28 protein-coding genes are annotated in these 24,117 nt (G+C 28.9%); 16 read left to right on the top strand and 12 right to left on the bottom strand.

The genetic code is table 4. The annotated features are described in order from the left end of the window. Window positions 1-311 precede the first annotated feature (311 nt). The 3 genes from GvMRE_RS11560 (at window position 312) to GvMRE_RS11550 (ending at window position 1,697) form a co-directional block, all read left to right on the top strand. Entirely contained in the window at window positions 312-686 is a 375-nt protein-coding gene (locus tag GvMRE_RS11560) for a hypothetical protein (protein WP_147411401.1), read from the top strand. Window positions 687-1,030: 344 nt separating this feature from the next. Beyond that, window positions 1,031-1,363 (top strand): lecithin retinol acyltransferase family protein, encoded by a 333-nt coding sequence (locus GvMRE_RS11555; RefSeq protein WP_147411400.1) that lies wholly within the window; start codon window positions 1,031-1,033, stop codon window positions 1,361-1,363. Then, window positions 1,344-1,697 (top strand): hypothetical protein, encoded by a 354-nt coding sequence (locus GvMRE_RS11550; RefSeq protein WP_172575401.1) that lies wholly within the window; start codon window positions 1,344-1,346, stop codon window positions 1,695-1,697. The genes GvMRE_RS11555 and GvMRE_RS11550 overlap by 20 nt, the downstream gene beginning before the upstream one ends. A gap of 29 nt (window positions 1,698-1,726) precedes the next feature. Here the strand turns inward: GvMRE_RS11550 and GvMRE_RS11545 are convergent, their stop codons facing one another. Continuing rightward, entirely contained in the window at window positions 1,727-1,942 is a 216-nt protein-coding gene (locus GvMRE_RS11545) for a hypothetical protein (protein WP_147411398.1), read from the bottom strand. A gap of 109 nt (window positions 1,943-2,051) precedes the next feature. Here GvMRE_RS11545 and GvMRE_RS11540 point away from each other — a divergent pair, with 109 nt between their 5' ends. The 3 genes from GvMRE_RS11540 (at window position 2,052) to GvMRE_RS11530 (ending at window position 5,115) form a co-directional block, all read left to right on the top strand. Beyond that, on the top strand, window positions 2,052-2,609 hold the full coding sequence (locus GvMRE_RS11540; RefSeq protein ID WP_147411397.1) for a ribosome-recycling factor: 558 nt from the start codon (window positions 2,052-2,054) through the stop codon (window positions 2,607-2,609). A 212-nt stretch (window positions 2,610-2,821) separates the two neighbouring features. After that, complete coding sequence (locus GvMRE_RS11535; RefSeq protein WP_147411396.1) at window positions 2,822-3,388, top strand: thymidine kinase; 567 nt, start codon at window positions 2,822-2,824, stop codon at window positions 3,386-3,388. A 38-nt stretch (window positions 3,389-3,426) separates the two neighbouring features. After that, window positions 3,427-5,115 carry an ATP-binding cassette domain-containing protein gene (locus GvMRE_RS11530; protein ID WP_147411395.1) on the top strand — a complete coding sequence of 563 codons (1,689 nt, stop codon included), beginning with the start codon at window positions 3,427-3,429 and terminating at the stop codon, window positions 5,113-5,115. Between the two features lie 1,196 nt (window positions 5,116-6,311). Here the strand turns inward: GvMRE_RS11530 and GvMRE_RS11525 are convergent. The 4 genes from GvMRE_RS11525 to GvMRE_RS14565 form a co-directional block, all read right to left on the bottom strand. After that, window positions 6,312-8,597: a class I tRNA ligase family protein gene (locus GvMRE_RS11525; protein WP_147411394.1), complete on the bottom strand. Its 2,286-nt coding sequence runs from the start codon at window positions 8,595-8,597 to the stop codon at window positions 6,312-6,314. 236 nt (window positions 8,598-8,833) lie between these two features. Further along, a complete protein-coding gene (locus tag GvMRE_RS11520; RefSeq protein ID WP_147411393.1) occupies window positions 8,834-9,133 on the bottom strand; it encodes a DUF6980 family protein in 300 nt (99 codons plus the stop codon). A gap of 368 nt (window positions 9,134-9,501) precedes the next feature. Continuing rightward, window positions 9,502-9,927 carry a DUF6980 family protein gene (locus tag GvMRE_RS11515; RefSeq protein WP_147411392.1) on the bottom strand — a complete coding sequence of 142 codons (426 nt, stop codon included), beginning with the start codon at window positions 9,925-9,927 and terminating at the stop codon, window positions 9,502-9,504. A 4-nt stretch (window positions 9,928-9,931) separates the two neighbouring features. Further along, window positions 9,932-10,585, bottom strand: a complete 654-nt coding sequence (locus GvMRE_RS14565) for a colicin E3/pyocin S6 family cytotoxin (protein WP_147411391.1) — start codon at window positions 10,583-10,585, stop codon at window positions 9,932-9,934. A gap of 283 nt (window positions 10,586-10,868) precedes the next feature. Between GvMRE_RS14565 and rsmH the strand changes: the two genes are divergently transcribed. From rsmH to GvMRE_RS11485, 5 genes are all read left to right on the top strand, one after another. After that, complete coding sequence (rsmH, locus tag GvMRE_RS11505) at window positions 10,869-11,762, top strand: 16S rRNA (cytosine(1402)-N(4))-methyltransferase RsmH (protein ID WP_147411390.1); 894 nt, start codon at window positions 10,869-10,871, stop codon at window positions 11,760-11,762. Between the two features lie 559 nt (window positions 11,763-12,321). Beyond that, window positions 12,322-12,507: a hypothetical protein gene (locus GvMRE_RS11500; protein ID WP_147411389.1), complete on the top strand. Its 186-nt coding sequence runs from the start codon at window positions 12,322-12,324 to the stop codon at window positions 12,505-12,507. Window positions 12,508-12,762: 255 nt separating this feature from the next. Beyond that, window positions 12,763-13,293 (top strand): hypothetical protein, encoded by a 531-nt coding sequence (locus GvMRE_RS11495; RefSeq protein WP_147411388.1) that lies wholly within the window; start codon window positions 12,763-12,765, stop codon window positions 13,291-13,293. A gap of 403 nt (window positions 13,294-13,696) precedes the next feature. Next, entirely contained in the window at window positions 13,697-13,813 is a 117-nt protein-coding gene (gene rpmJ, locus GvMRE_RS11490) for a 50S ribosomal protein L36 (RefSeq protein WP_147411387.1), read from the top strand. 72 nt (window positions 13,814-13,885) lie between these two features. Next, a complete protein-coding gene (locus GvMRE_RS11485) occupies window positions 13,886-14,113 on the top strand; it encodes a hypothetical protein (protein ID WP_147411386.1) in 228 nt (75 codons plus the stop codon). 6 nt (window positions 14,114-14,119) lie between these two features. On the opposite strand, the gene GvMRE_RS14000 is transcribed toward GvMRE_RS11485, so the two are convergent. From GvMRE_RS14000 to GvMRE_RS11475, 3 genes are all read right to left on the bottom strand, one after another. Then, on the bottom strand, window positions 14,120-14,260 hold the full coding sequence (locus GvMRE_RS14000) for a hypothetical protein (protein ID WP_172575400.1): 141 nt from the start codon (window positions 14,258-14,260) through the stop codon (window positions 14,120-14,122). A 585-nt stretch (window positions 14,261-14,845) separates the two neighbouring features. Then, window positions 14,846-15,286, bottom strand: a complete 441-nt coding sequence (locus GvMRE_RS11480) for a hypothetical protein (protein ID WP_147411385.1) — start codon at window positions 15,284-15,286, stop codon at window positions 14,846-14,848. Between the two features lie 34 nt (window positions 15,287-15,320). Further along, window positions 15,321-15,563: a hypothetical protein gene (locus GvMRE_RS11475; RefSeq protein WP_147411384.1), complete on the bottom strand. Its 243-nt coding sequence runs from the start codon at window positions 15,561-15,563 to the stop codon at window positions 15,321-15,323. Window positions 15,564-16,127: 564 nt separating this feature from the next. On the opposite strand from GvMRE_RS11475, the gene GvMRE_RS11470 reads away from it, so the two are divergent. From GvMRE_RS11470 to GvMRE_RS11465, 3 genes are all read left to right on the top strand, one after another. Continuing rightward, window positions 16,128-16,460: an HU family DNA-binding protein gene (locus tag GvMRE_RS11470; protein WP_147411383.1), complete on the top strand. Its 333-nt coding sequence runs from the start codon at window positions 16,128-16,130 to the stop codon at window positions 16,458-16,460. Between the two features lie 350 nt (window positions 16,461-16,810). Then, window positions 16,811-16,945 carry a hypothetical protein gene (locus GvMRE_RS14435; RefSeq protein WP_281267979.1) on the top strand — a complete coding sequence of 45 codons (135 nt, stop codon included), beginning with the start codon at window positions 16,811-16,813 and terminating at the stop codon, window positions 16,943-16,945. A gap of 228 nt (window positions 16,946-17,173) precedes the next feature. Continuing rightward, window positions 17,174-17,452, top strand: coding sequence for a site-specific integrase (locus GvMRE_RS11465; protein WP_147411382.1), 279 nt, complete (start codon window positions 17,174-17,176; stop codon window positions 17,450-17,452). Window positions 17,453-17,647: 195 nt separating this feature from the next. Here GvMRE_RS11465 and GvMRE_RS13995 read toward each other — a convergent pair whose 3' ends face one another. Further along, window positions 17,648-17,806 carry a hypothetical protein gene (locus GvMRE_RS13995; protein WP_172575399.1) on the bottom strand — a complete coding sequence of 53 codons (159 nt, stop codon included), beginning with the start codon at window positions 17,804-17,806 and terminating at the stop codon, window positions 17,648-17,650. 600 nt (window positions 17,807-18,406) lie between these two features. On the opposite strand from GvMRE_RS13995, the gene GvMRE_RS11460 reads away from it, so the two are divergent. Next, window positions 18,407-19,093, top strand: a complete 687-nt coding sequence (locus GvMRE_RS11460; RefSeq protein WP_147411381.1) for a leucine-rich repeat domain-containing protein — start codon at window positions 18,407-18,409, stop codon at window positions 19,091-19,093. A gap of 262 nt (window positions 19,094-19,355) precedes the next feature. Here GvMRE_RS11460 and GvMRE_RS11455 read toward each other — a convergent pair whose 3' ends face one another. The 3 genes from GvMRE_RS11455 to GvMRE_RS11445 all read right to left on the bottom strand — a co-directional run bounded on the left by GvMRE_RS11455 (window position 19,356) and on the right by GvMRE_RS11445 (window position 21,968). Next, the gene (locus GvMRE_RS11455) at window positions 19,356-20,666 is read right to left on the bottom strand and encodes an amidase family protein (protein WP_147411380.1); all 1,311 of its coding nucleotides are present in this window, start codon (window positions 20,664-20,666) and stop codon (window positions 19,356-19,358) included. Window positions 20,667-21,244: 578 nt separating this feature from the next. Continuing rightward, on the bottom strand, window positions 21,245-21,592 hold the full coding sequence (locus tag GvMRE_RS11450) for a hypothetical protein (RefSeq protein ID WP_147411379.1): 348 nt from the start codon (window positions 21,590-21,592) through the stop codon (window positions 21,245-21,247). Between the two features lie 178 nt (window positions 21,593-21,770). Then, window positions 21,771-21,968, bottom strand: a complete 198-nt coding sequence (locus GvMRE_RS11445) for a hypothetical protein (protein ID WP_147411378.1) — start codon at window positions 21,966-21,968, stop codon at window positions 21,771-21,773. An 842-nt stretch (window positions 21,969-22,810) separates the two neighbouring features. Here GvMRE_RS11445 and thiI point away from each other — a divergent pair. Then, window positions 22,811-23,968, top strand: coding sequence for a tRNA uracil 4-sulfurtransferase ThiI (thiI, locus tag GvMRE_RS11440; RefSeq protein ID WP_147411377.1), 1,158 nt, complete (start codon window positions 22,811-22,813; stop codon window positions 23,966-23,968). Window positions 23,969-24,117 lie beyond the last annotated feature (149 nt).

Genomic DNA, 24,117 nt, shown 5'->3' with positions numbered 1-24,117 from the left:
ATATAAAACTTTATTCTAAAAAAGCACTCACTAAATGCTTTAAAACTCTTTCCAAAGGTAAATTAAAACATTGACGAGCCTATACTTTCCATCTGGCTTATAGTAAATCCACAAAACAAAAAAAGGCACTTACGAAAAAGTTCTTTGCTAGGCAGTAGCGATTGAAAGCGTCTGAAAAATGGTGATTTATTAGGAGTAGGTGATTCGGTGGTTTTACCGGTTGGAGGTGATAAAAACAGGCAGTTAGTTATTACCGAGTGAGGGAAAAAATTAGTGAAAAAATATGGAATAGAAGGAACATTAAAAAAAGTTTGCTTACTGGGAATGTTCAGGAAAAAGTGGAGGAGATTTTGAATGGGGTTTATTTGAGTTTAGATAAAAGTGTCGTTCAGAAACCTAAGAATAGAAAAATACCAATGATTAGGGAATATTCTGTTAAAAGCCAAGTGGAGAATGTGGGAAATCAGAAAAGGAGTTTGATGGAAGTCAGTATATCAGGAAAGCAGAAAACTTGCTTAGAGGATATTTGGAAAGTTTTTTATAAAGATAATCAACAGAAATCAGGCTACTTTTTAGTCAATGATTATCAGAAATCAGAGGCTTTGGATGATTTAGTGCTTGGAAAAACAAAAAATATAATGCTAGTTAGTGGTTGGAAGCATGAGTTTTTTAGTAGGATAATTTAAAAGTGATTAGGTAAGTGTGCTTTGTTTTTTACAGAGTTCTTGAAGCATAGATATTTTACTAAAAAACAACACTCCTAGATATCAGGCTTTTTTACTTCCTGGACTCTTAGAAAATTTATTTACTTATTCTCTGAATAAAAAATTAATGAAAAATAACTAAGGAGAACAGTCTTTTCTTACAAAGATGTTCCTAGGATGCTTAGGGGGTTTGGTTAGATATTTACTCAACATTGAAATAAAAAACTATAAAACAATACATGTAGGTATTTTCTAAAGAAAGGTGCTTATGTAAAAAAAAATATTCAACTAGTTATCTTAAACCTTTTGATGTTGTCAAAACAGACATGACAATGTTTGACCATGTTGGGGTATATTTAGGTAAAATAGACGGAGAATCTAAGGTTTGTCAATATACTAGAGAAAGACAAAATACTACAATTGATAATTGAAGTTCTTTTTTAGAAGGAAAAGTAACTGCGTATCATCCAATCATTCCCTTTAAGAATTACAAAGATATTGCTAAGCAAATAGTTTGAGCTAAAGATAATGATTATCGGAAGAATAACTATGATTTGCATCGTAGAAACTGCGAGCATTTTGCTAACATGCTCGTTTATGGGATTAATTATTCAGGGCAGATAGAGCAAAAAAAAAAGAATGCTTATGGCCTCAGTTAATGTTCCGGCTGGTGCTACTATGGGAACTATAACAGGATTAGGACTTTTTAATGTTATTGGTTCAGTTGCTTTGGCTCCTGCTACCGGTGGAGCCTCTTTATTATTGGGAGTTGCTTCGGCCGGACTAACAGGAATGGGAGTCGCTGTTACTTCAAAAATCTGTGTTAATATTGATGACAGTGATGCTAATGACAGAAAAAAAAGTGTCAATTTAAAACATGAAATAAAAGAAACTGATAACAGATTAGGAAGAACATCTGATTATGAAACTGAAAAATATGAACAACAATATTTACAAGAAGTTCCTTCTAAGGAATGTTGTAGGATAACGTAGCGAATGAGATTTCTTTCTTGACTTCCTTTTTATTTTTTACTTTTTTGTAGCCTTTGTAGTCTTTGTTGTTTTATATTTTTTTGTTTTTCTTCCTTAACCACTATTAAAGATAATAGTAGTAAAAGTTGAAAAAGATTTAAGTTGATGATTTTGTTTTGTTTTTTATCTTTTTTGTTTGTTTTTTTAGCTGTTGGATTTTTGTTTTGAGGTTTAACACGAGGACATGGTATGTAGCCACTTATCATTTTTTTAGGATAAAAGTTGGTGAGTTATTTAAAAAAGAAACAAAAAAAAATTACTAAAAGCGAAGGCCGCTACTTCTTTATAAGTTAAGGAATAACAAAAATAATTTATATGGAAAATACTTGAGAAACTATAAAAAAAAACTGCGTTGATCAATTTGAAAAAAGGTTAGAATTTTTTATTGGTAAATTAAAAAAAATTCGGAGTGATCGGATTTCTTTAGAAACAATAAGGGGGCTAAAAATAAATTATCAAGGCGAAAAAAAACCGATAAAAATAATAGCCAATTTGCGGATTTCTCCTAATCATGAACTCGTTATACAGGCTTTTGAACCAAACTTAACTTCTTTAATCTCCAAAGCGGTTTTAGATGAGCAATTAGGATACAAACAAGAAAAAATTTCCAAAGACGAAGTGATTTTTACTTTATTACCTATGACAGGAGAAATGCGAAAAAAGCTTATCAAAGATGTTAAAGAAATAATTGAGGAAGGAAAAAAGTTCTTTCGTCTTATTCACCAAGATATAAAAAGCGCTTTAAAAAAAGATAAAAATCTTTCCCAAGACCAGAAGAAAAATTATGAAAAACAAGGAGATAAACTCTTTAAAGATTATCAGGATAGATTTGCCGTCGCATGAGAAAAAAAAATAAAAGAATTAAGTTCTTAAAATTATTATTAATATTATGCCCAAAAAAATTATGAATGTGGAAAAAATAGTTTTAAAGTTATTGGCCTTTTTGCCGTGTTTTTTTACTTTCACTAATTACTTTACTGTCATGACAACGGAACAACGTGATAAGAGTGTAATGGGAATAATATTTTTAGTCGCTTCAACTGTGTATTTTTGTTTATGTTTATGATTTTTAATAGTTAATTGAAATGGATAAAAAAATAGGTTGCTTAAAAGTAATTACTGGTCCCATGTTTGCGGGAAAAACTGAAGAGTTATTGCGTCACATTCATCGATTACAACGAGCCAAGAAAAAATATTTAGTTTTTAAACCAAAAATTGATAATCGCCACGCTACTTCTGAAGTAATTTCGCACCAAAATAATAAAACCGATGCTCTAATTATTGGAAGCGTCCAGGAAATAGAGAAATATCTAAATAATGATATAGAAACAATTTTTATTGATGAAATACAATTTTTTTCTTCCGAAATCGCTAGTTTTCTTTGTAATCTTACTCAACAAGGATACCAAATTATCGCGGCTGGACTAGATAAAAACTTTCGCGGAGAACCTTTTAACGAAACTATAAAGTCTTTTCTTGCCCTGGCTGATTGCGTAGAAAAGTTAACGGCCATTTGTCAAGTTTGTCAAAATGAGGCTTCATTCTCTCAAAGAATAATTAATGGCCAGCCTGCCCGCTATCACGACCCTCTTGTTTTGGTGGGAGGTCAAGAAAATTATGAAGCCCGCTGCCGCTCTTGCTATGTCATTTAAAGATAAATATAATTCAACAAAAAACAGCAAAATTAATTATGAAAAAGAAAGATAAAAGAAATCCCAACAAAACCAAAATTAATTACTTTTATCTAGTTCGACAATTTCCCCTATTAACTTTTTTTCAGTATTTAACTGGCTTTTTAAGTGCTTATGGTTCAGAAAAAATCCTAACTAAAATAACTGAATATGCCGATAAAGATAAAAAAAATGTTAATATTAGACAAATTAAGGGTAGTTTTTGAGAAATAATTGGTCGATTTTTAATTTTTTATGGGATTATTGTTCTGTTTCATATTGCCATGGAAACTTGATTAGTGGAAGTTTACAGTTCTCATTTACGGAAAAAGTTAGCTCAAAAATATTTGAGTGCTAATTTCTCGCAGACCCAAAAAGCTCGATTTATTCTTACTAATTACGAAAGTGAAGCCATTAATGTCGGAGCCAAAGCAGCTCAGATTTTTAATCGTTGTTTTTATGCTGCAGTATCCGTTTTTTTTCTTTTTTGAGGACTTAGTAAAGAAAAAAATTCAAGATGGCTTATACCTTGGTTATTAGGAGCTCTGTTGATTTTGACCATTTTTGGTTTACTCCTTTACCTATTAGCTTATCTTCCTCGCTTACGCCGAACCAAAGATGTTCAACAAGAAAATAAGCATTTTGAAGAACTAAAAACTAACATTGAATACATTAAAATTGTCGGATCTGAAAAAGAAGAAATTAAAAAAAATGATAATTTAGTGACTAAAAATCTAAAAAAAATTTTTCCTTTGGTTGTTGGTAAAACTACATTTGCCACCGTTCCTAACTATTTATTAGTCAAAGCTCTCCCTCTTCCTTTTCTTTTGTTTGCTGAAACTAGGGGAGTGGCTGGTCTCTTTGCGTTATACACTAAATTAAATGTTCTTTTTGGTGAATGGAAAAAGTTTTTTGAAGAATTATGAGCCAAAGGAGGCTATGACGGTTATTGTTCCAGTTTAAAACAGCTAAATAATGCTTTCACTATTTTAGAAAAAGATGCTGATTTTTCGGCCGCAACCTCTAAAAACTTACCCGTAAAAAATCCTAGCATTAGTTTTCAAAATATTACTTTTTCTTACCCTGAAACTAACAAAAAAATACTAGATAACTTTTCTTCTAACTTTCAAAAGGGAAAAAAATATGTGATCATTGGACCCAACGGAGTCGGCAAAAGCACTTTATTTAAACTAGTTTTTAAACTTTATCAACCTCAACAAGGAGTTATCAAACTAGATAATAACGAACTGAAAAAAATTGACAATTCTGCCTTGCGAGAAAAAATTATTTACTTGCCCAACAATCCTTCCTTTTTTAATACTAGTTTAGGAAATAATATAGTTTACCCCAAAGTTTATCAAGAAAAAATTCACCAGTCAAAATTAGAAAATATTGCTAAAAAAATAGGAATTGAAGAGTTTATTGACAAACTGCCAAATCGCTGAGAAACTATTGTTGCTGAAAAAGGGCAAAATCTCTCCGAAGGACAAAAACAGTTAGTTAGTTTAATGCGAGCCTTGGTTAAAGATTATGAAATCTACCTTTTTGACGAATTTTTAAGTAATATTAGCAGTGATTTAAAAAGAAAAATCCTGAAAACTATTTTTAGCGAATTACAAGATAAAACAATTATAATTATTAGTCATGATGAGGAAATTATTAATTACGTTGATAAAGCACATAAGTTTACCTGCTATGGCCTAGTTTAAGAAAAAACAGACAGTAAAGATTAGACTCAGTTCAATTTAAGGATTTATTAGTAGCTATAGCTCAGTTGTTGAAGGACAAAAGACGATTCTAAATACCAATGAGAAAATTAATTTCACTTCTTTTTTTTCATTTTATAATTTTTATAATGGTAGTGTATATAAGTTTAGATGAAGCTTTTTTTTGCGTTACACAGTAGAAATAAATAATAAATCAATATTATCTTCATTGCTTTTTTATAAAATATAAGTGCGTGTACAATAAGAAACACAAAAAAATTAGTGTTATGTGCTATTTAAATATTATATCAAAAGTACATTTCTATTCTTTTACTGTCTTGTAAAAAACTCATATGTCGGCCTTGAACTCTTTTAGAAACACAAAAATCTATATCTTCAATAGTCGATAATGGAATGCTCTTTTTCTCGAACTGACCGTTCTTTTTGTTTTTAAAAATAAAAGCTTTTTGATCTCCAGTTTCTTCATCAGTTTCAACTAAATGAAACTTTATATGAAAATTAGACAAAAATTTATAGTATTGGTATGTGATTAAATTGTATACGTAAGAATTCAGCAATAAAATAACTTACTTTTTTGGTTTTATTTAGTTCCTCTTTCTGTTGTCTATTAAAACATCCTTCTTCAATAACATCGTCTAAATTTACCGTTTCTTTTTTTTCTGATTCCTTAGCAAAAAAGGCGAAAAAAAACGACATGATAATAAAAGAGATTAGAAAAAATATCAAAAAAATAATTCTTTGAACTATTTCCTTAGACAATTAAAATCAAGCTTTTTTATCTATTTTTTTTGGTACAAGTATATTCCATTTTGGCTTATAAGGCTATTTGTGTTATACATAATACCTTGTTTGCTATTGCTTAAATTGGAAACAATTAATTAATAAAAAGGGTTAGAACAACGGCAAAGAATATTCCACATTTTTATTACACAACTACTAAGATAAAGACCAACTATGGTTAAAAAAATGATGATAAAGATCTTATAAAGATAAATTAATAAATATTTCTAACTCTAATTTTATACTTAGATTGCTTTAGGATGATAAGTAGATAACACAAAGATAAAAAATTTAACTTTTTTATTCCTAATCTCTATAGCATTCATGGGTTACATATAATTTTTTTACACTAGCAATTTGCTTTTTAAAATTAGGAAGTGTAGAAAAAAATGCTTTGTTTATTTTTTTATGTTTAAATCCTTCTTGTTAATTTTTTGCAATTCGGTGGCAGGTATTTTGTTGGTTATTAAATTGCCAATACTTCATAATTTTTGACAAAAGCGCCAACAACCAATAATTTTACTTTCCTCGTAAATTAAATCGGATCCTCAAATATTATTTTCTAAAAGAAACAAACGCAAACTATCACAACCATATTTTTCTATTAATTCTTCAGGTTCAACCCCATTACCCAAAGATTTTGACATTTTTTTTCCATATTTATCTCGAATTAGGCCATGTAATAATACTTTTTGAAAAGGCACTTTACCAGTAAAATAAGTTCCGAGCAATATCATTTTTAGCACTCAAAAAAAAAGAATATCATAACCGGTTATAAGAGTAGTTATTGGATAACAATTCGGCGGCGGAGAAGGAAATTTTTCTCCCTCTTTGGCAAGCGCAATCAGTGGTCATAAGCCACTGGAAAATCAAGTATCTAAAACATCTTTTTCTGGTTCTCATTCTCATAAAGAACACGGATGAAGCATGCACTTGATATTTGGATTTTTCTTATATCCTTCTACGCAAAAACATTTATTAAGTTCTTCACCCACATAAATCTCCCCAGTTTTTTTATGATATCAAGCCGGTATTTGGTGTCCCCACCATAATTGGCGGGAAATACACCATTCACGAGTTTTATTTTTTCAATCCTCGATTTTTTTTTGGAATTGATTAGGTATGAACTCTATTTCCTTTAAGAAATTAGGATTTTTTTGTTCTATTTTTTTAATTAAAGTGGGCAAATCAAGAAATCACTGCTGCGACAACAAAGGTTCAATTACTGCTCCTGACTTGGTAGAACAAGCGAGATTTGTCTCATACTCTTCAATTTTTACGCAAATGCCTGTTTTTTCTAATTCTCTGACAAATTCTTCGCGAATACTGCTAATTTCTTGGCCTTGCCACTGACCTGCCAATTCATTTAAAATACCTTTTTCATCACAACAACTAATTATTGGTAATTGATATTTTTTCCCTAACTCATAATCAATAAAATCATGACCTGGCGTGCATTTTAATACTCCGCTACCAAAGTCCATTTTAATACTTTCATCGGCCAAAATTGGAATAATTTTTCCTGTAAACGGGTGTCTTACACTTTCGCCCAAATAATTTTTAAATCTTTTATCATGAGGATTAACAAATAAAGCCACGTCAGCAAAAATAGTTTCAGGGCGACTGGTAGCAACTAACAAGCAATCATTTTTTACAGAATTTAATGGTTTTAGATATTCATCAAGATTGGTAAAAAAACTTCGGTAGAGTCCGCGTGCTTCTTTAACTTCCAAAGAATTATAATCTACAAATTTAACCGCTAAAATTTTTTCTTTTTCTTCCTTTGGTATTTGGATTTCACCTGAGTAATTTTTGACATAAAAAAAGTAAGTTTTTCAATACTGATTAGCGTAAAAAACAATTTCCTCAACAATCTTTTCTAGACTTTCCACTTTTAGATTAGTTTCTTCTTTTACCTCTCGACAATTTGCAGCAGCAGGTTTTTCATTAAGCTCGATTTTGCCCCCCGGGAAGTTCCAACCTCATTTTTTATCTTTTACTAATAAAATTTTTCCTTTTTCATTTTGGATGACTGCTCTCGTTACTTTTGGCAAATTTTCCTCCTGATTTTTCCGTTTTTTAATGTTAGTCAAGAGAGGATATTTGAGGTAGTATAATTTACTAGTGGCCGGTTTATGCTCTACTTCAATATCGGAAATTACGCTTTTTAATTGTGGGTCTCAATTTACTAATCTTGTTCCACGATAAATTAATCCGTCTCAATAAAGTTTGATAAAGGCTTCTCGCACTTGTTTTTGAATGGCAGGGTCGAGGGTAAAACTGGCTCGTTCATAATCAATCAATAAACCAAGTTTTTCTCATTGTTGAGCAAAAATTTTTCTGTTTTGCGGATACCAAGTTTGTAAGGTATATTCTTTTTTTTTTTCGTTGGTATCAAGTTCAGGCAAATTTAGTTTCTCAACTTTGCTTTGGGTAGAAATTCCTGCGTGGTCTAATCCTGCAATTCAGTAAATAGACTTTTTATTCAGGATAGAAAAACGCACCAAAAAATCTGGGGAAACTGTATCAAGAGCATGACCTAAATGCAAGTTACCAGTAATATTAGGGGGAGGGAGCAAAATAGTATCAGCAAAATTGTTGGGAATGTGAGATGCTATTTTTTTTCAATAATCATTTTTTTTGTTTTTTTCAGTTAAATGAAAATCGTATTTTGTTGAGAACATACTAATAAAGATTATTTTCTTTCTCCTCGTAAAAATTTGATAAGAAAAAAGAGAAAAGATGAAATAGAGAAAAATGTTAAAGTGATTGCTAATGAATTTGGAATAAAAGGTCTTGAAAGTTTTCTTTTAGTTTTTTCTAATTTAAAATAATCTCTTATCTGATAAGGAAAGTAGAAAAAAGAGATAAGTCATAATATGCCTGAGCGAAAAAAATTTGACATGTTTTTTTTAGCATTTTATAAACCTCTTTTTTTTCACCATTCATCACTTTTGAATTCTTGGGGAATATCTTTGTTTTCTCTTCACTCAAAAATATCAGTTTCTATCTTATATTCTTTTTCTAAGATATCAAACCATTCATTTCTTAACCCTTTTGGTAATTTTTTCCCACACCACGGACAGAACTGAATAAGATATATAACATTTTTAGCGTCAGACCTTTTCAAATAAAATTCACGGAACGAACTATCATACTTAATATAAACATTTCCTTCTGACAATCTTGAAACTAAATAATCACAACAAAACTTATCCATAACTATAACAAATGAGATATTGAGTTTGTAGGGTCAGGAGCTCTATACATTTTCCCTGTTCGAGGATCCATGGAACCTAGTTTTAATTGGTCAAGATCGTCAAGATCGAAGTATTTTGGATATCCATAATAATCTGCCAAACCCTTATTTCTACCATAACTAGCTAATCTAGTTTCAGCAGGATTTAGTCCTTTTTTGATTCATATTTTTTTATTGATTGCTTGATGTCTTCACCATTTAGTTTTTATTTTCCACTAGCTAATTCATGAGTAAACTATACCCTAATTTTACTCTTGCTTTCCACATTATGAACCTTTGGGTAAAGAATTAAGACTTCTTTTTCCCCACCTTCATAAATATTCCTCTTTCTAATAAAAACTTCTCTTCTTCCATCACGCATCAGATTTAAACTCTTCTGGTATGTCTGTTCTTTCTCTAATTTCTGCAAACCCAATATCATCATCCTTTATATTAAGTTCTTTTTTTAATTCTTCAATGAATTCATTTAGAAGTTCCTTAGGAAACTTCTTTCCACATCAAGGGCAGTATTTTATTAACTGGCAAGTTCCTCCATATTCGGGTCTAACGCCTATAAAATACTCTCTAAGCACTGGATCATAACCAAAACTTAATTCACAATTGCCATCTCCTTCGCCAAGCAAAACTTCATATATTTCATTGCAGCAAAAGTCATTTCTACTTAAATCAATGTAAGTCGTTTGGTAGCAAACATCATCCTCTTCCCAAATATCATGATATTTTAAGTTGGTAGGCTTAGTAATTCTCTTAGTCATCAATTTACCAATCTATAGTATGAAATTTTGGTCCCTTATACATTTTCCCTGTTCGAGGATCCATGGAACCTAGGTGTTTATTTCCACTGTCACTGAAAACTTCAATATCATTATGGGTATCGTCTCACTGATATAATCTTTCCTTTGAGCCAGTTCTTCCATTAGTCATTACTTTATCACCATACCTATCTCTCCCTTTATATTTTAATCCTTTCCAAACTGGACTGTTTTTCTTGGAGGGATTAACAATTCTTTTATTTTGCTTCCTTTCTTCACCTGAAGAATAATCATTTTCTTCTCTTCATTGTTGGATATAAGTTTGTGATTGCTGAGGAAGTAAATTTCTTTCACGATACTTAACTTCATCTTTTAACTCTTTGAGAGAGTAACAAGTTCCTTTATCACTATAGCCTCACCCTAATAAAACTTTTCTTTCTTCACTTGTAAGTCCATTACATCATCAGTCATAAATAGTTTTTCTTTCTGTCTGAACAGAAGTATCAGTGGTTTCGTTGTGTTCTTGTATTCTTTCAACTACTTCTTGGGCTACATCTGCTATTGCTCTCGCACCAGCTACTGCCGCTCCAACCACTACTACTGTTTGAACAGCTTCTACAAGTTCTACTGTAATTGGTATTAAAGCTAGAAAAAATGGCATAATTATTTAATATTATTGTTTAAAGCCTCTAGGGCTATTTTGTTTTTAATTATTTTCACGATAAGTTAGCGATTTTATAACTAATCAACTATTTAGGCAAATTAGAAAGGAGTAACCTTTCTGTATCGTCATTTTATTTTATTAAACACAACTTTATTATCTATATAGAAACTTTTTTAAGTATTCTATAAATTAACTTTATTACATAAAATTAGATCGAGAAGCATTTCGCTTTTGGCAAAACTTTATCATATACGCCAGCAGTTAATTTAAAAAGTGGTTAATGGCTACTGTAAATAATGGAATTCACGTTCCGGTAATGTTAAATGAGGTTCTTGACTATCTCAATTTGAAAAAAGAGGGAATTTATGTCGATTGCACTTTTGGCAAAGGAGGACATTCAAGATCGATACTAGAAAAATTGGAAAAAGGTAAATTAATTGCTTTTGAATGGGATGAGGAAACTGCCAACTTGGTTCAAAAAGATAAACTTTTTCTCTCTTCTCAGTTTCATCTTATTAACGACAATTTTGCTAATCTTGAAGAGCATTTAAAAAAAATGAATATCCAAGAGGTAGACGGATTTTTGTTTGACTTGGGACTTTCTTCGGACCAATTAGCGGAAGAGGGAAGAGGGTTTAGTTATCGATTAAACTCACCACTTGATATGCGAATGAGTGGAAAAAGTAAGTTAAAAGCCGAAGACATTATTAATAATTATTCTTGTGAAAAATTAGCCGATATTTTTTATCATTATGGCGAAGAAAGAAGAGCCCGAATTATTGCTCGCAAAATTTGCTACCGACGAAAAAAAGAAAAAATCACTAACACTGAACAATTAGTAGGAATAATTGCTTCCTGTTTTTCTCGCAAAACTAATAAACACCCTGCTCGGAAAGCATTTCAGGCTCTGCGCATATTTATTAATAATGAATTAGAAAATCTGACCCAAGCCTTAGAAGTTGCTCTTAAATATCTAACTCTAGACGGTAGAATCATTGTTATTAGTTATCATTCCTTAGAAGATAGAATTGTTAAACAATTATTTAAAAAAATGAGTCTAGAAAATAATTTTTATGTTGTTACTAAAAAACCATTAGCCCCCAACTCTGAAGAGATAAGTTACAATCATCGAGCGCGTAGTGCAAAGATGCGTGTAATTTTCCATCACGGATAGAGAAATCACAGAATCAAATTCAGTCAGTTTTTCTAATGACGCTAAATTACCAGCAAAACTAGTGTTTGTAACATCGAGACCTTTAAGTTTAATAAAATTGCTGAAAATATTTACATCCTTTTCAAGTAATTTATTATCATTTAGATCCAAGTGTTCGATCTTATAAGAATTTAGGAAGCAAGATTGGTTATTGCCGCAAGTTAAAAGTCTTAGTTTTGGATAGTAATTGGCTAATTCTAGGTTCGAGATTCTATCACTACTGCAATCAAGGCTGATTAGTTGTTTTAAACAAAAACGTTTAAAATTTCAAGTCTGTTTCTTTCGCAGTTTAATTCTCTCAATTTAGCGCATTCATTTAAATCGAAATTAGTAATTTGTTAAAAAGAAACATTTAGCCCAGTCAAATTTGCAAATCCTTCTGGTCTCAAGGAATTGTTGAGAAGATTTAGAGAGATATCTTCCAACTCTGTGATAATTTCTCTTTCGTTTTTGGGATATTTCTCATCCAACCAACTTTGAGCTGGAGTAATCATTTAAATTATAAAAATATTAAAATTCAATGGCTAGAACAAAGATTATTATTAATAATGATAAAAATAGTAACTACTTAAAACTATTGTCTCGACAGATAAATAAAGCGTTGTTTCTTTCTAATTATTTATCGTCATATTATTTTGAATTAACCAATATTGCTTATACTATTTATAATCTCCATACAACAATCAAAAAAAACAATCAACTCTAAAAATGGGTTATTTTCAATTGTGAAAATTCATATTGTCAAATTTTTTATAAACAATAATTAACATTGTTTAGAGGGCTGAATAATAAAGATTTATTAGTTTCAGTTTCAGTTTCTTGCTTTCAATTATTCATACTAAAAGTTAAAAGTATTAGAGAAATTGTTCTTTTTTTATTTTTGTTGTTTAACTTTATTCCAGAACTTTTTTGTAATTTTATAAATTATTAATTTTTTTTAAGTGTTTATCAGAGGCAAAACATGTCAGTTAATGATGTTCAAAATTGCTTTGACAAGCTAGATAAAATTATTCAAGATATAGGAGTTAACTTTCAAAACCAACCATATGCTAATGATTTAAAATTACTTTTGCAAAACGAAAAGCATTTCTTTTCCACTTTGCTATATGATTTCTCAGAAAACAACAAAAACCAATTATGCTACTTGCAGCATTTAAAAGAAGAACACTTTTATCAAGACGAGCTGTGGTTATGTTTTATTAGTTTTAAACATAACCATCCTTTCCAAGAAGATACTAAGTTATGTCAAAGATTTTTGTTTCGACTTTTTGATTTAGATTTTGACAAACATAATTCTGCAGCAATTAGAGTTTGGCAATTAATTGCTAAAAAAATTGCAGAACAAATTAGAAAAATAGAAGGTTTTCTTATAGAAGTTAATTCATCAAAAATTTTGGACGTAAGAGATGTGATCAGAGAAGTACTGTTAATTGAATTAGTAGATGCATCTAGAATATGGGCAAGTCATTCTTTTAGTTTTAAAATAATGTAGGTCAAGAAATAAAAATAATCAACGTAATCTCTCTTTTTTGATGAAAAAGATTTTTCCTAAAGTCTAGGTAACAAAGAAATATTTTTTGACAAAAACAAAATAGCAATTTTTTCTTTTACAAAAAAAATAAACATTAAAAATATGGTAGCAAGAAAAAATTAACTCTATCTTAAAATTTCGCAAAAATACCTGAGATTATTTAGTTTAAAGTGAGCTTAGAAATGTGAAAAAATAACATTTAGTTGAAATTAAAGAAAACTTTGATAGCGATATTTTGAATCTTTTTGACGCTAAACATGTGAAAAAAAATCAGAAATAAAGGATTAGTTCTAAAAAATTAGAAAAAAAAGTTATTAAGAAAGAGTAGAAAAAATCTTTTATCACTGCCTAAAATATTCTAATAATGAAAGTTCGTAGTTCTATTAAAATAATGTGTCGCGGTTGTCAAGTAATTAAGCGAAAGAAACATCGTTTTGTTTATTGCAAAGAAAATCCCAAACACAAACAAAAACAAGGTTAGATTAAAACTACGCTCTTGTTTTTTACTGATATTACTTAATATTTTAGATTCTATTAAACATAATTTACTAATATGAACTGTTCCGTAGCACTAAAAATAATTCTGTGAATAATAGGAATAATAATTGTTATTTTTTCTTTTTTTTTTGAAGAAGAAGATAATTTTTCTCCAACTCAAGAAGCTAAGGAGAATATATACAAAACTACTCATTTTACTAAACTAACTAATTTCATTCGTAATATTTATATTTTGTTGATAGGCATATTTATATTACTAGTTTTTTTACTTCCTGGCATCTAAGAATCTTTATTTACTAATTTTTATTAGTTTTTGTCAAACTTGATGAGCGTTTTGTTGAGCAAGATCAATTACTTCTTTTTTACGGCCTCGTTGGGGTGATTGGCAAGCAAATCCTAATTCTTCTCCTAATAATTCAATTCCGGGCAATTTTTTTTAAGACATAATTAATACGAGCGAGACTTTCAGTTTTTGTCATCATTCATTAAGAAAATAATGTTTTACTATAATTAGCTTGTTAGCCACTGCATTTTTTTCTCGTTCGAAATTACGAGAAATAAAAATAATTAAGCAGGAAAATTAGCTAATAAAAATGCTTCTGTGAGAAAATCTGAGATTTGATAAAAATAAGCAATCTTTTGCATCTATCCGGCATCTGGTTATATCAAATGTTTAGAAATCTCTAATTTTTATAAAAAAATATGTAGTAATTTACTTTGCGATATTTATTGATATTGATGAGAAAAGAAAAGTAAATTATATAAACTAAACAACAAATTCGAGCGAAGATAATAAATGATATATATAGAACAAAAAAAAGGATGTTTAGCTATTTAGTTTCGCAGAAAATTGCATAGAAAAATACTTTTGAAATAAAAAAACTTTGAACGATATTAATTGCTTTATCACATTTTTGCTTTTCGAAATGCCCTTCTAGACTTAGAAAAAATAGAACTAGCAAGGTAAAAATATGGACAACGATAAAAGAGAAATTAAAGATATTATAGGAATAAATTAATATTTTTTAGGGGGGATTAAAATTTGGAATCGCCGACGAGTTTGTTTAACGTCTTCTTCTTTCCATAGAGGAGTTTTTTTTAGTCTCTCTAAATCTAAAGAGGATTGAATAAAAGGAGAAGTACATTCTTCGTTTTTAGACGAGTAATCATTAATTGGATCTAACTCAATTTGTTGTTCATCGGATTCAAATTGAGTAATGTCTATTTCTTTTCTAATAGTATCACATTTGATTTTAATTTCTTCTAGTCGTGATTCTGGAATTATTTCTAGTAATTGCTTCAATAACTCTTTAAATAATTTGTTTTCCCTTTGAAGTTGTTGATTTTCCTGCTTTATTTTCTTTACTAATTTTTTATTATCCAGATTTATTGTCGAGGCGATTAGGATAGTTTTTATTACTAGTTGCTGTATACTTATCTCTTCTAATTCTAACAAAAAATCCAAGTCTAATTTGGTGATACAGTTATCATTATAATTCTTGCTGCTCGTCTCAATTTAATTTAGCAACAATTTCTTTAACTCAGTGTTTTTTAATGATTTTAACTCGGTTAAATAATATATGAGAACAATACAAAATTTCTAAGCTTTCAAATTCTTTTAGGTTTAGATTGTCTTCTAAATTTAGATCAATAATTATTACTTTCTGATAAACAGAAAGCGTAAGTTTTACTCTTATTATAGAATATTTATTTCTGTGCCGATTATCTGGCAAATCGAGAAACCTGAAGAAAATAAATAGTTCAATCAATAGAATTTTTTAAATTTTCTTCTAAATAAGTACTAGTTTCCTCTCTATTATTTATTTTCTTATTTTCTGTTTAATTGTTTCAAAAAAATGAGAAGTTGTTCTCAAAAGATAAAAAGCTGTTTCTCGATATATATAATAATAATCTTATCTTCGTAAAAGAACATGATAAAAAGATGTCTAGAGTAAGGCCGAAAAAGATTAAAGAAAACGTTCTTTTTTTGTTTTAAAACTATAAAATGTAAAAACCAACTTCTTATTACAAATATTTAATAATTTAAATATACAGAACTTTTTTAGAGCCTAAATTTTTGTCTATATCAGCAACACTCTCTGAATTCCTATATTAAATTCAAAAAGTTAAAGGTAGAATGAGAAAGAATTGCTCGAATAGTCCCTAAAAATCAACAGAAGTTTTTTAGCACTCTAAATGAAACTGAACTAACCAAACTACAACGTGATGATAAAAAATTGAAAAGACTAGTAAAACAAGCGAAGTAGTATACCAAAATAAATTAAAATATCTAATATATGGCAAATCCAGTAAAATCCAACTCAAAAAGCAAACTAGTAAGTAAGAAAATTTTAACTGATCGGATTAGTGCTAATCTAAGTAAAAAACATTCTCTAACTAAAAACCAAATTGAAACTGTTTTAAGTGAATTTTTGGAAGAAACCAAGAAATCCCTCATTAAAGGTGAAGAATTAAGGTTCCCAGGATATTTATCTCTGAAAACTACTATCCAAGCTACTCGGGTAGCCATGAACTTGCAAACTAAGAAAAAGATGACTATTCCTGCAAAAAGAGTTCCTAAAGTTAAATTTAGTGAAGATTTGAAAAAAGAAATTGCTAGAAAAAAATAATTTATATGAATTTAACCTCTCAAAAATAGTTTAAAAAGGTCTTTACTGCTCATTTTCTCTTTATTATTCAGCGATAAAGATAATTTAGCCGGGCAAGAAAAAGCCCAACTAAAAGCAGAAAATTAACTAAAATGTGACTTGAAAGTTATTTATAACTTTGCTTTGGAGTTAGAACGCACTAGTGATTTTATTCTTGAAGAAAAGGAAGATGACTGAGAATATTACTCTTTCATAACTTGAATTTGATGAAGAGCCTATGAAATGATCTGATGCCTCCAAGATCAAGCAAAATTTTTTAGGAATAATAACTTGCTATCGTCGTAGTAAATACGATAAAGAACATTAAAAATATGGTAAAAAACAATAAACAAATAAATAAAAGTTATCAGTATCCACCTTGTCATGAGGAGATAATAACTAAAATGAGACATCCTAATTATGATGGGGGGGGAGTTTTGCTTTACCTCCTAATGCTAGTCCATTAGAAAAAGCTAAATATGAAATCTGCCGTAATATCGTTCGTTATAAAAATGAACGTGATTTGACTTTAGAAGAAGTTGCTGAAAAGATTCAATTAAGTTCTGCTTAAACTAAGAGAATATTACTTTATCGAATTGATAAATTTACTTTGGATAGATTAACTGATTATGCTAGTAATTTGTTCTTTCCGTTGGAAGTGGGAATTACTAAGATAGAACCACGAGAAAAAGAACATGCTAAAAAATAATAAGCCTCTAACCATTCTTCCCACTAATCAGTTACTTCAGCAAGTCTGAGATTACATTACTTCTCGTTCCCCTAAAAAAGGTGAATATAAGAAACTAGAACATGAAAGCCTTTTCTTGCTCTGCTGAAAGGTAGGTTTAAGGATTAGTGAAGCAATTGCTTTTGATCTCTCTTTAGAAAACCAAGAAGTAGCTTATAAAAACTTGTATCTTTTACGAGGAAAGAGAAATAAGGAAAGGTGGGTGTTTGTCAGGAAACAGAAATAAAAGAACTTTATATTTTTTTTGCTTTAATCATCGAGTAAATATTTTACTAAAACCTAAGCATTCAAGAATTATTTTTTAAGAAAATTACTGATTTTTAGGACATTATTTCTCATTTAGCTTTATTCAAAATAAGCAAACAAGCATTCCTAAGTATTCAGGAAGTAAAAACCCTTAAAACACAGGAGCATTGCTTTTTTAAAAAAATCTATGTTCTTCAAGAACTCTAATAAAAACATTCCTTAACTGTTTAGCAATTTTAGTTCAACCTTTTTCATCAATATCTAATCAACCAACATAACAGTTCTTTCAATTATCTTCATAAATACGAACACAGCCTCTTTCTAGGTTATTCAAATCTATTTTTTTAGAATATCAATAATCAGAAGAGTTTCAATTGGTGGTAAAAGCCGAATAGTTATCATGGGTAGTATTGAAAGTGGACGTGAGGAATAAATAATGGAGAGGGTATTGTTTAAAGAGGCATTTACAAAAGAAGTTAGCTTTGAATTAGTCTTTGAAACGAATATGAAGTCTTTTACCTTTGTTATCATAGAATTTAAGGTGTTGGCAGTTTTAAACATCATGGAGACAATCTTCAATTGTTACTTCTTTTTGAATATCTTTCAAATGAGATGAGCCTAAATAAAAATAATTAACACTGTTTTGAGTTAAATGGTTAGTTGCTCAGATAACCTTTAGTAAAATGACGCCTTCTTAATCTTTTGTTTAGTCTATTCTTAGAGATTGGAAGAGTTTTTCTCAATAAAAATTAGTTAGTACCAAATGTAAAATTAATAGTTCATTAGTCATTAACTGTAACTTCAAACAATCTCATAATAAAAGATATTATTGACAAAGGATTATAAATAGTAATAACATTAATAATCTAAAATAATTAGTTTAAGTTGCTCTCAAACGTAAAAATATTTTGTTTATCACTACTGCAAAATAAATATGGATGCTGAAACTTGGTTAAATAATAAATACTCAAAAGATAGAAGACATGAAGTCAAAGAAAAAAAAATTTGTTGTCTTCAGTTTAATCTTACTCATTCACTAAAGTTGAAAGGATTCATCAATCTAATTACATTAGAAATTGAGAATCAAAAAATCATTCATCTTAGTTTAAATGAATGCACAAAACTAAAGGAATTATATTGTTCCGGTAACGACCAACTCCAAACATTAGAAATCAACAACTTAACAAAATTAATCCTCCTCAAGTGTGCCAACAATAAGCTAAAAGATTTAGATATTAGTCAATTAGAGAAATTAAAAGAATGTGAATGTGAAGATAATCAATTAACTTGTTTAAAGTTAGGTTATCATCCCAATTTAAGAAATTTGATATGTAGCGATAATGAAATAACTGAAATTAATTTGAATAGTTTAATTAATGAGGAACCTAAAATAGAATATTTAGATTTAAGTAACAATAATTTTTCCAGGCAAAACATATCTATATTTGAGGACTTAATTAGTCTGGAAGTATTAATGATTAACGATAATTCTTTTTATGGTTCTTTAGCGGTTCTTCTAGAAAAGTTAGCTGAATTATACATAATCAACATTTCTAATACCAATGTTAATTGTCTTGATTATAAAAAGGAAAAATCTTCTGACTTGCTTCTTTACTTGTAATTTGATTACTTTAAACTTATCTTCGTTATTATTATTTTTTTTCAGCTAGTAAAGAAAATAATAAAGAATTTTGTGATTTGTGAACAAAAAAGCTATTTAAAGGAAATTAATCTTCAAAATTTATACATATTTTGTTTATGTTTATATTAATAAAAGACCGCATAAAAACACAGAGAGTCAAATAAGAATCAGTTTTTTTATAAAAAGTTAGCATGTTAATCTTTCTTTAACAAGACTTCAGTATAAAGAAGCATTAGTAATTTTATCAATTTTCTGTGAAAAATTTCCTAAATTTTATTTTTGTTTCTAATTCTTTTGCTAACTTTAACACTTTTTCATCGCTTCCTCAAATGCTATTAATATTGATACTTACCGGTAAACCATTAACAAATCCAATAGGTAAACTTAATGAAGGCAAGCCAACTAAATTAGCTAAGAGTAATAAATTTTCACTCCAATGCATTTTACTGCCTAGTGAAAATAAGCTATTTTCACTAGTTTTAGGAGCTTCATTATTAGTAGTAGGAAAAACTAAAAAATCATATTTGCAAAAAATCTTCTCACATCATTTTTGTGTTTTTTTTTGTCAATAATAAGCTTGTTCTAATAATTCTTTACTTTCTAGAAAATAAGCGCCTATTATTAGACGTTGCTTAACTATTTTACCCAAATATTTGCTTCTTTTTTTAATAGCATTGACATTGTTTTTCTTAATACCATAAGTTATTCCTTGAAGGGAATTAAGATGACTTACTAATTCACTGAAACAAATGATTAACCAAGTAATTTGGATATTTTTTCGAATATTATAAGGAATTTCAACAACTTCGATTTGATAACCTCTTTTTTCGATCAAAGAGAGAGTTTTTTTATATAATTTTAGAAAAGAAATACAAAGGCATTTTTCTATTCCTTTCAAAATGGCTATTTTTCTAACCAGCTTTAAAAACTTTTTAATTTTTTTTTTACTATTAACAACGGTTAACAAATCATTTGGATCAGACCTAGCAATCGTTAGAAATATTTTTTTTGCAGTAGTTATAGAATTAGCTAAAATTCCTATAGTATCTAGAGAAGAAGAAGTAGGGATAAGTCCGTAGCGAGAAATAAGACCATAGGATGGTTTGAAGCCAATTATACCACAGTAAGATGCCGGATGCCTAATCGAACCTCCTGTATCGCTACCTAAAGCAAAAGAAACTATTCTTTTTGCTACTACCACTGCTGAGCCTGAAGAAGATCCTCCTGATACATGAGAAGAATTATAAGGATTAAATATTGGTCCAGTATTTGCTCATAAACCAGTGCCGCCGCAAGCAAATTCATCGAGGATTGTTTTTCCCAACAAAACAAAACCATTTTTATTAAGATACTTAATTACAGATGCATCTTGACTAGATTGAAAATTAGTTAGAAAATGCGAAGAAGCAGTAGTTGAAAAATCCTTAGTTCAAAAATTATCTTTGACAAAGTATAATCAATTATTTTCATAATTAAAATCAAATGATTTACATGAAATAATGCCGCAATCTTTCTTTTTTTCGTCACTTAACTTTATATTTAATTTCTTCATTTATTCAACAGTATAATACTAAACGCCTTTGACTATAGAATTTTTGTTTCTTGACGGATAAAGACTTGAGAGTTATGTTGTATTTAAAAAAGCAGTAAAATTTTTTAAATTTATTTTTTCGCTGCTATTGATGTTATTTTTCTTTTTTTATCATCGTAAAAATGTTCAGTTTATTTCATTGAGGAATTTTGTTCCAGCTTTTCTTTTTTATCAACGACTCCTTTGATTTCTATAGAGGGATGATTATTTAGTTTTATCTAAGTTGGGTCAAACTTAATTTCTATCATAGTTTTGTAATAGGTAATGCTTTTATAGTGGTTACTTCTACTTTTTTAAAAGTAGAAGTTGATTAATTTCTACACTCTCATTAGCACTTCTCTCAAAAGGCTAATTTATTGCAAGCAGTACTAATATGAATACTAGGTAGTATCTTATTCTTAAAAAATGTACTTCTTTATTATATCAATGAGCAATAATGTTTTGAACTTAAATCACATGATAAGAAAATTTTAAATTCTTGTTAATTAGTTTATTAAAAAAATGTTTTCTTACTTAATTAGCATTTTAAAAGTAAAAATTTAGAAGTGTAATCCTGTTTTTTGAGTGTCATTCGCAACATACAAAATTGCGTCAGAACAATTTTTCGTGGTTCCTCGATCGATTATTTCTAAAATGTTTTCTTCATTTTTTGCTTTTTCGTACCATTCTTCTAACGAGGTTGTTGTTACTAAATTTTCTTCTCCTTTGTTTGAATAATTTGAATTACAATATTCGATAATAACTACTAAATTATCGTTATACATATCATAACTTTCGTTTTCCTTTTGAATATTGTAATATTCATCGATTAATTTGGAACAAGATCTTTCAAGACTTAGTTTTTCTTTTTTTAAATATTTTGAAAAGGAATTGGCTAGACGAGTCAAATTATTGTCTTTTTTTTCTAGAGAACACAAAATAAAAATAATTTTGTAAATAAATTAACTTTTATATTAACTAACTAAAAAAAATAAAACTGCCTAAAATACCCGTTATTTTCTTCTTCTTTCTGATGACTATCTCGAGTTTTGTAACTGTTCAAAGCAAAAAAATAAACGAATAAATTTAGAGTTTAATAGAGTTTAATAAAAAAATTTTTGCTATTGACTTACCTCCAAAATAGCTGGTTAATACTCTTTCCATTTTATAACTTTTGAAGTCTTTATACGTCTTATCTTCGCTAGCACGACCTTTTCCTATTTTCGGAGTATATTTTTTACCATTTTCTCTTTCTATTTGGTTTTGAATAGTGAAAATTGGCATGTTTTTTAACGATGAAAATTAGTTAATTTAAAAAAAAGAAAACATTATACAAGTAATTTCAGAAGTAATTTATATACATATTGGTCTAGATTTTATTGATTACGTCAATGCTTTCATATTCAAAAAAGAGAATAAACATTACGTTAAAAAAACTTATTGACTTAAAAAAATATAATACATTTTATTTATTAATTGTTTTCTTATGAAATAAAAAGCTGGCGTAAAAATAATACAAAAGTATTATTATTTATATCAAACAACTGGACTATTATTCTTAGCAATTATTTCGTCATGGTTGTTTGATCTCCTAAGGAGCAATTAGTTTTTACTTCTTTCCCTTTCTCAATGAACTTTCTGGCGTTAACTTTATCAATTTGGCCTTATTCATGGTTTACTTTTTCTTACTGAATTTTTTTGGCAAGTTAGATTTATGCGGGTTTGGACTGAGTAATATTTTTTTTAAAAAGTAAGAAAATGATAAATTATCCAATGAGGAGAGAAAGTACCATAATTTTGAAACTGGTTGTCACTTCTTAACATCAAAAAGATAATCTCTCAGACTCTTTTAACTTGTTCCATTTCTTCTCACTAACTACTCCCAAAAGATTTTCCAATTTTAATCCTCTAAAAAAAGTACAAACAGAGGAAGATCTAGCCAATTAATGTATTTGTTGTCCTCAGAGTAAGTAACTAATACAGGATTAATAAAACAGACAGATTTATGAAGAGTTTTGGCATGAGAATTAAATTGCTATATGAATAAAAGCAACATTTTAAGAACTTTTAAGGTCAACTCATTTTCTCCCTAATTTTCTTTCTAGGTTAATTGGATAAAATTAAATATGAAAAATAAATTTATTATTATTCGCTATGGAGAACTATTTTTGAAGGGTAAAAATAGGAATGATTTTGTTCAAAAATTAGTTGCCAATATTACCTTAACTTTCCAAAAAAATAATTTCTCCAACTTTAATATCAAAAAACTATCCGACCAACTAATAGTCACGAACCAGAATGATAAAGAACTGCCAAAAATGATTTCTTCCTTAAATAAAGTATTTGGGATTAGCGTTTTTTATTTATCTTATCAGTTAGAAAACGATTGCGAAAAACTCTATGACTTTGTTAGAGAAATTACTAATCATTATGAAATTAACTTTACCACTTTTAAATTTGACATTAGTAGGAACGATAAAACTTTTTCCAAAAATTCCTTAATATTACAAAAAGAATTGGGAGAAATTATAGTCAAAAGTCATGGCTTGAAAGTTAATTTAAGCAGCCCGCAAACAACTTTTTATATTCGAATTTATCGTAACTTTATCCTTTTTTTTACTGAGAAAATAAAAGGACAGGGGGGTTTGCCAATTGGCAGTTCCGGAAAAGCTTTATTACTTTTAAGTGGGGGGATAGACTCACCAGTAGCCGCTTACCAATTAATGAAAAGAGGTTTGGAAGTTGTTTACTGCCATTTTTACCAGCAAAAAGAGGGCCAAGAAAAAATATTTGCCCTGGCGGAAAAATTATGTCCTTATAATAATTATTCTAATAATATTTATCTTGTTGATACCCAGCCCCTTTTTACCGAAATTAGCCATATTAGCCAAGCAAAATATCGTCTCGTCATTTTAAAAAGAATGTTTATTCGTTTGGCTTGCTCCTTAGCCCAAGAATTAGAAATTAAAGCCATTGCGACTGGCGATTCACTATCCCAAGTATCTTCCCAAACCTTAGAAAGTTTAACGGTTATTCAACAAGTTAGTTCTCTCATTATATTACAACCTTTAATTAGTTGAGACAAAAAAGAAATAATTGACCAAGCCCAACAAATAGGCACTTATAACCTTTCTCTAAGTAAATATGAGGACTGTTGTTCCTTGTTTGAGCCCAAGCATCCCATTACCAAACCAAAAAAAGAGATAGTAGAAAAATTAGAAGGAGAAATTTTCTGAGAAGAAACTTTAGATATCATCTTACAAAAGATGGAAAATTTCTCCTAAAATAGAACAAACACGTCGAATAATTAAAAGCTTGTTTTTTACTTCACTCAAGTTTTTAGATTTCGCAAAAATTTAGGTTATTTTTTTATTTTATCTAATGTTAAAATAGGTAAATATGAAAGGAAAAAAGAAAATCCAAGGTGAAGCAA

It is taken from the genome of endosymbiont GvMRE of Glomus versiforme (genome assembly GCF_003546845.1).
The sequence above is the reverse complement of the archived record's forward strand: the minus strand, read 5'-3'. Positions and strand labels throughout refer to the sequence as shown.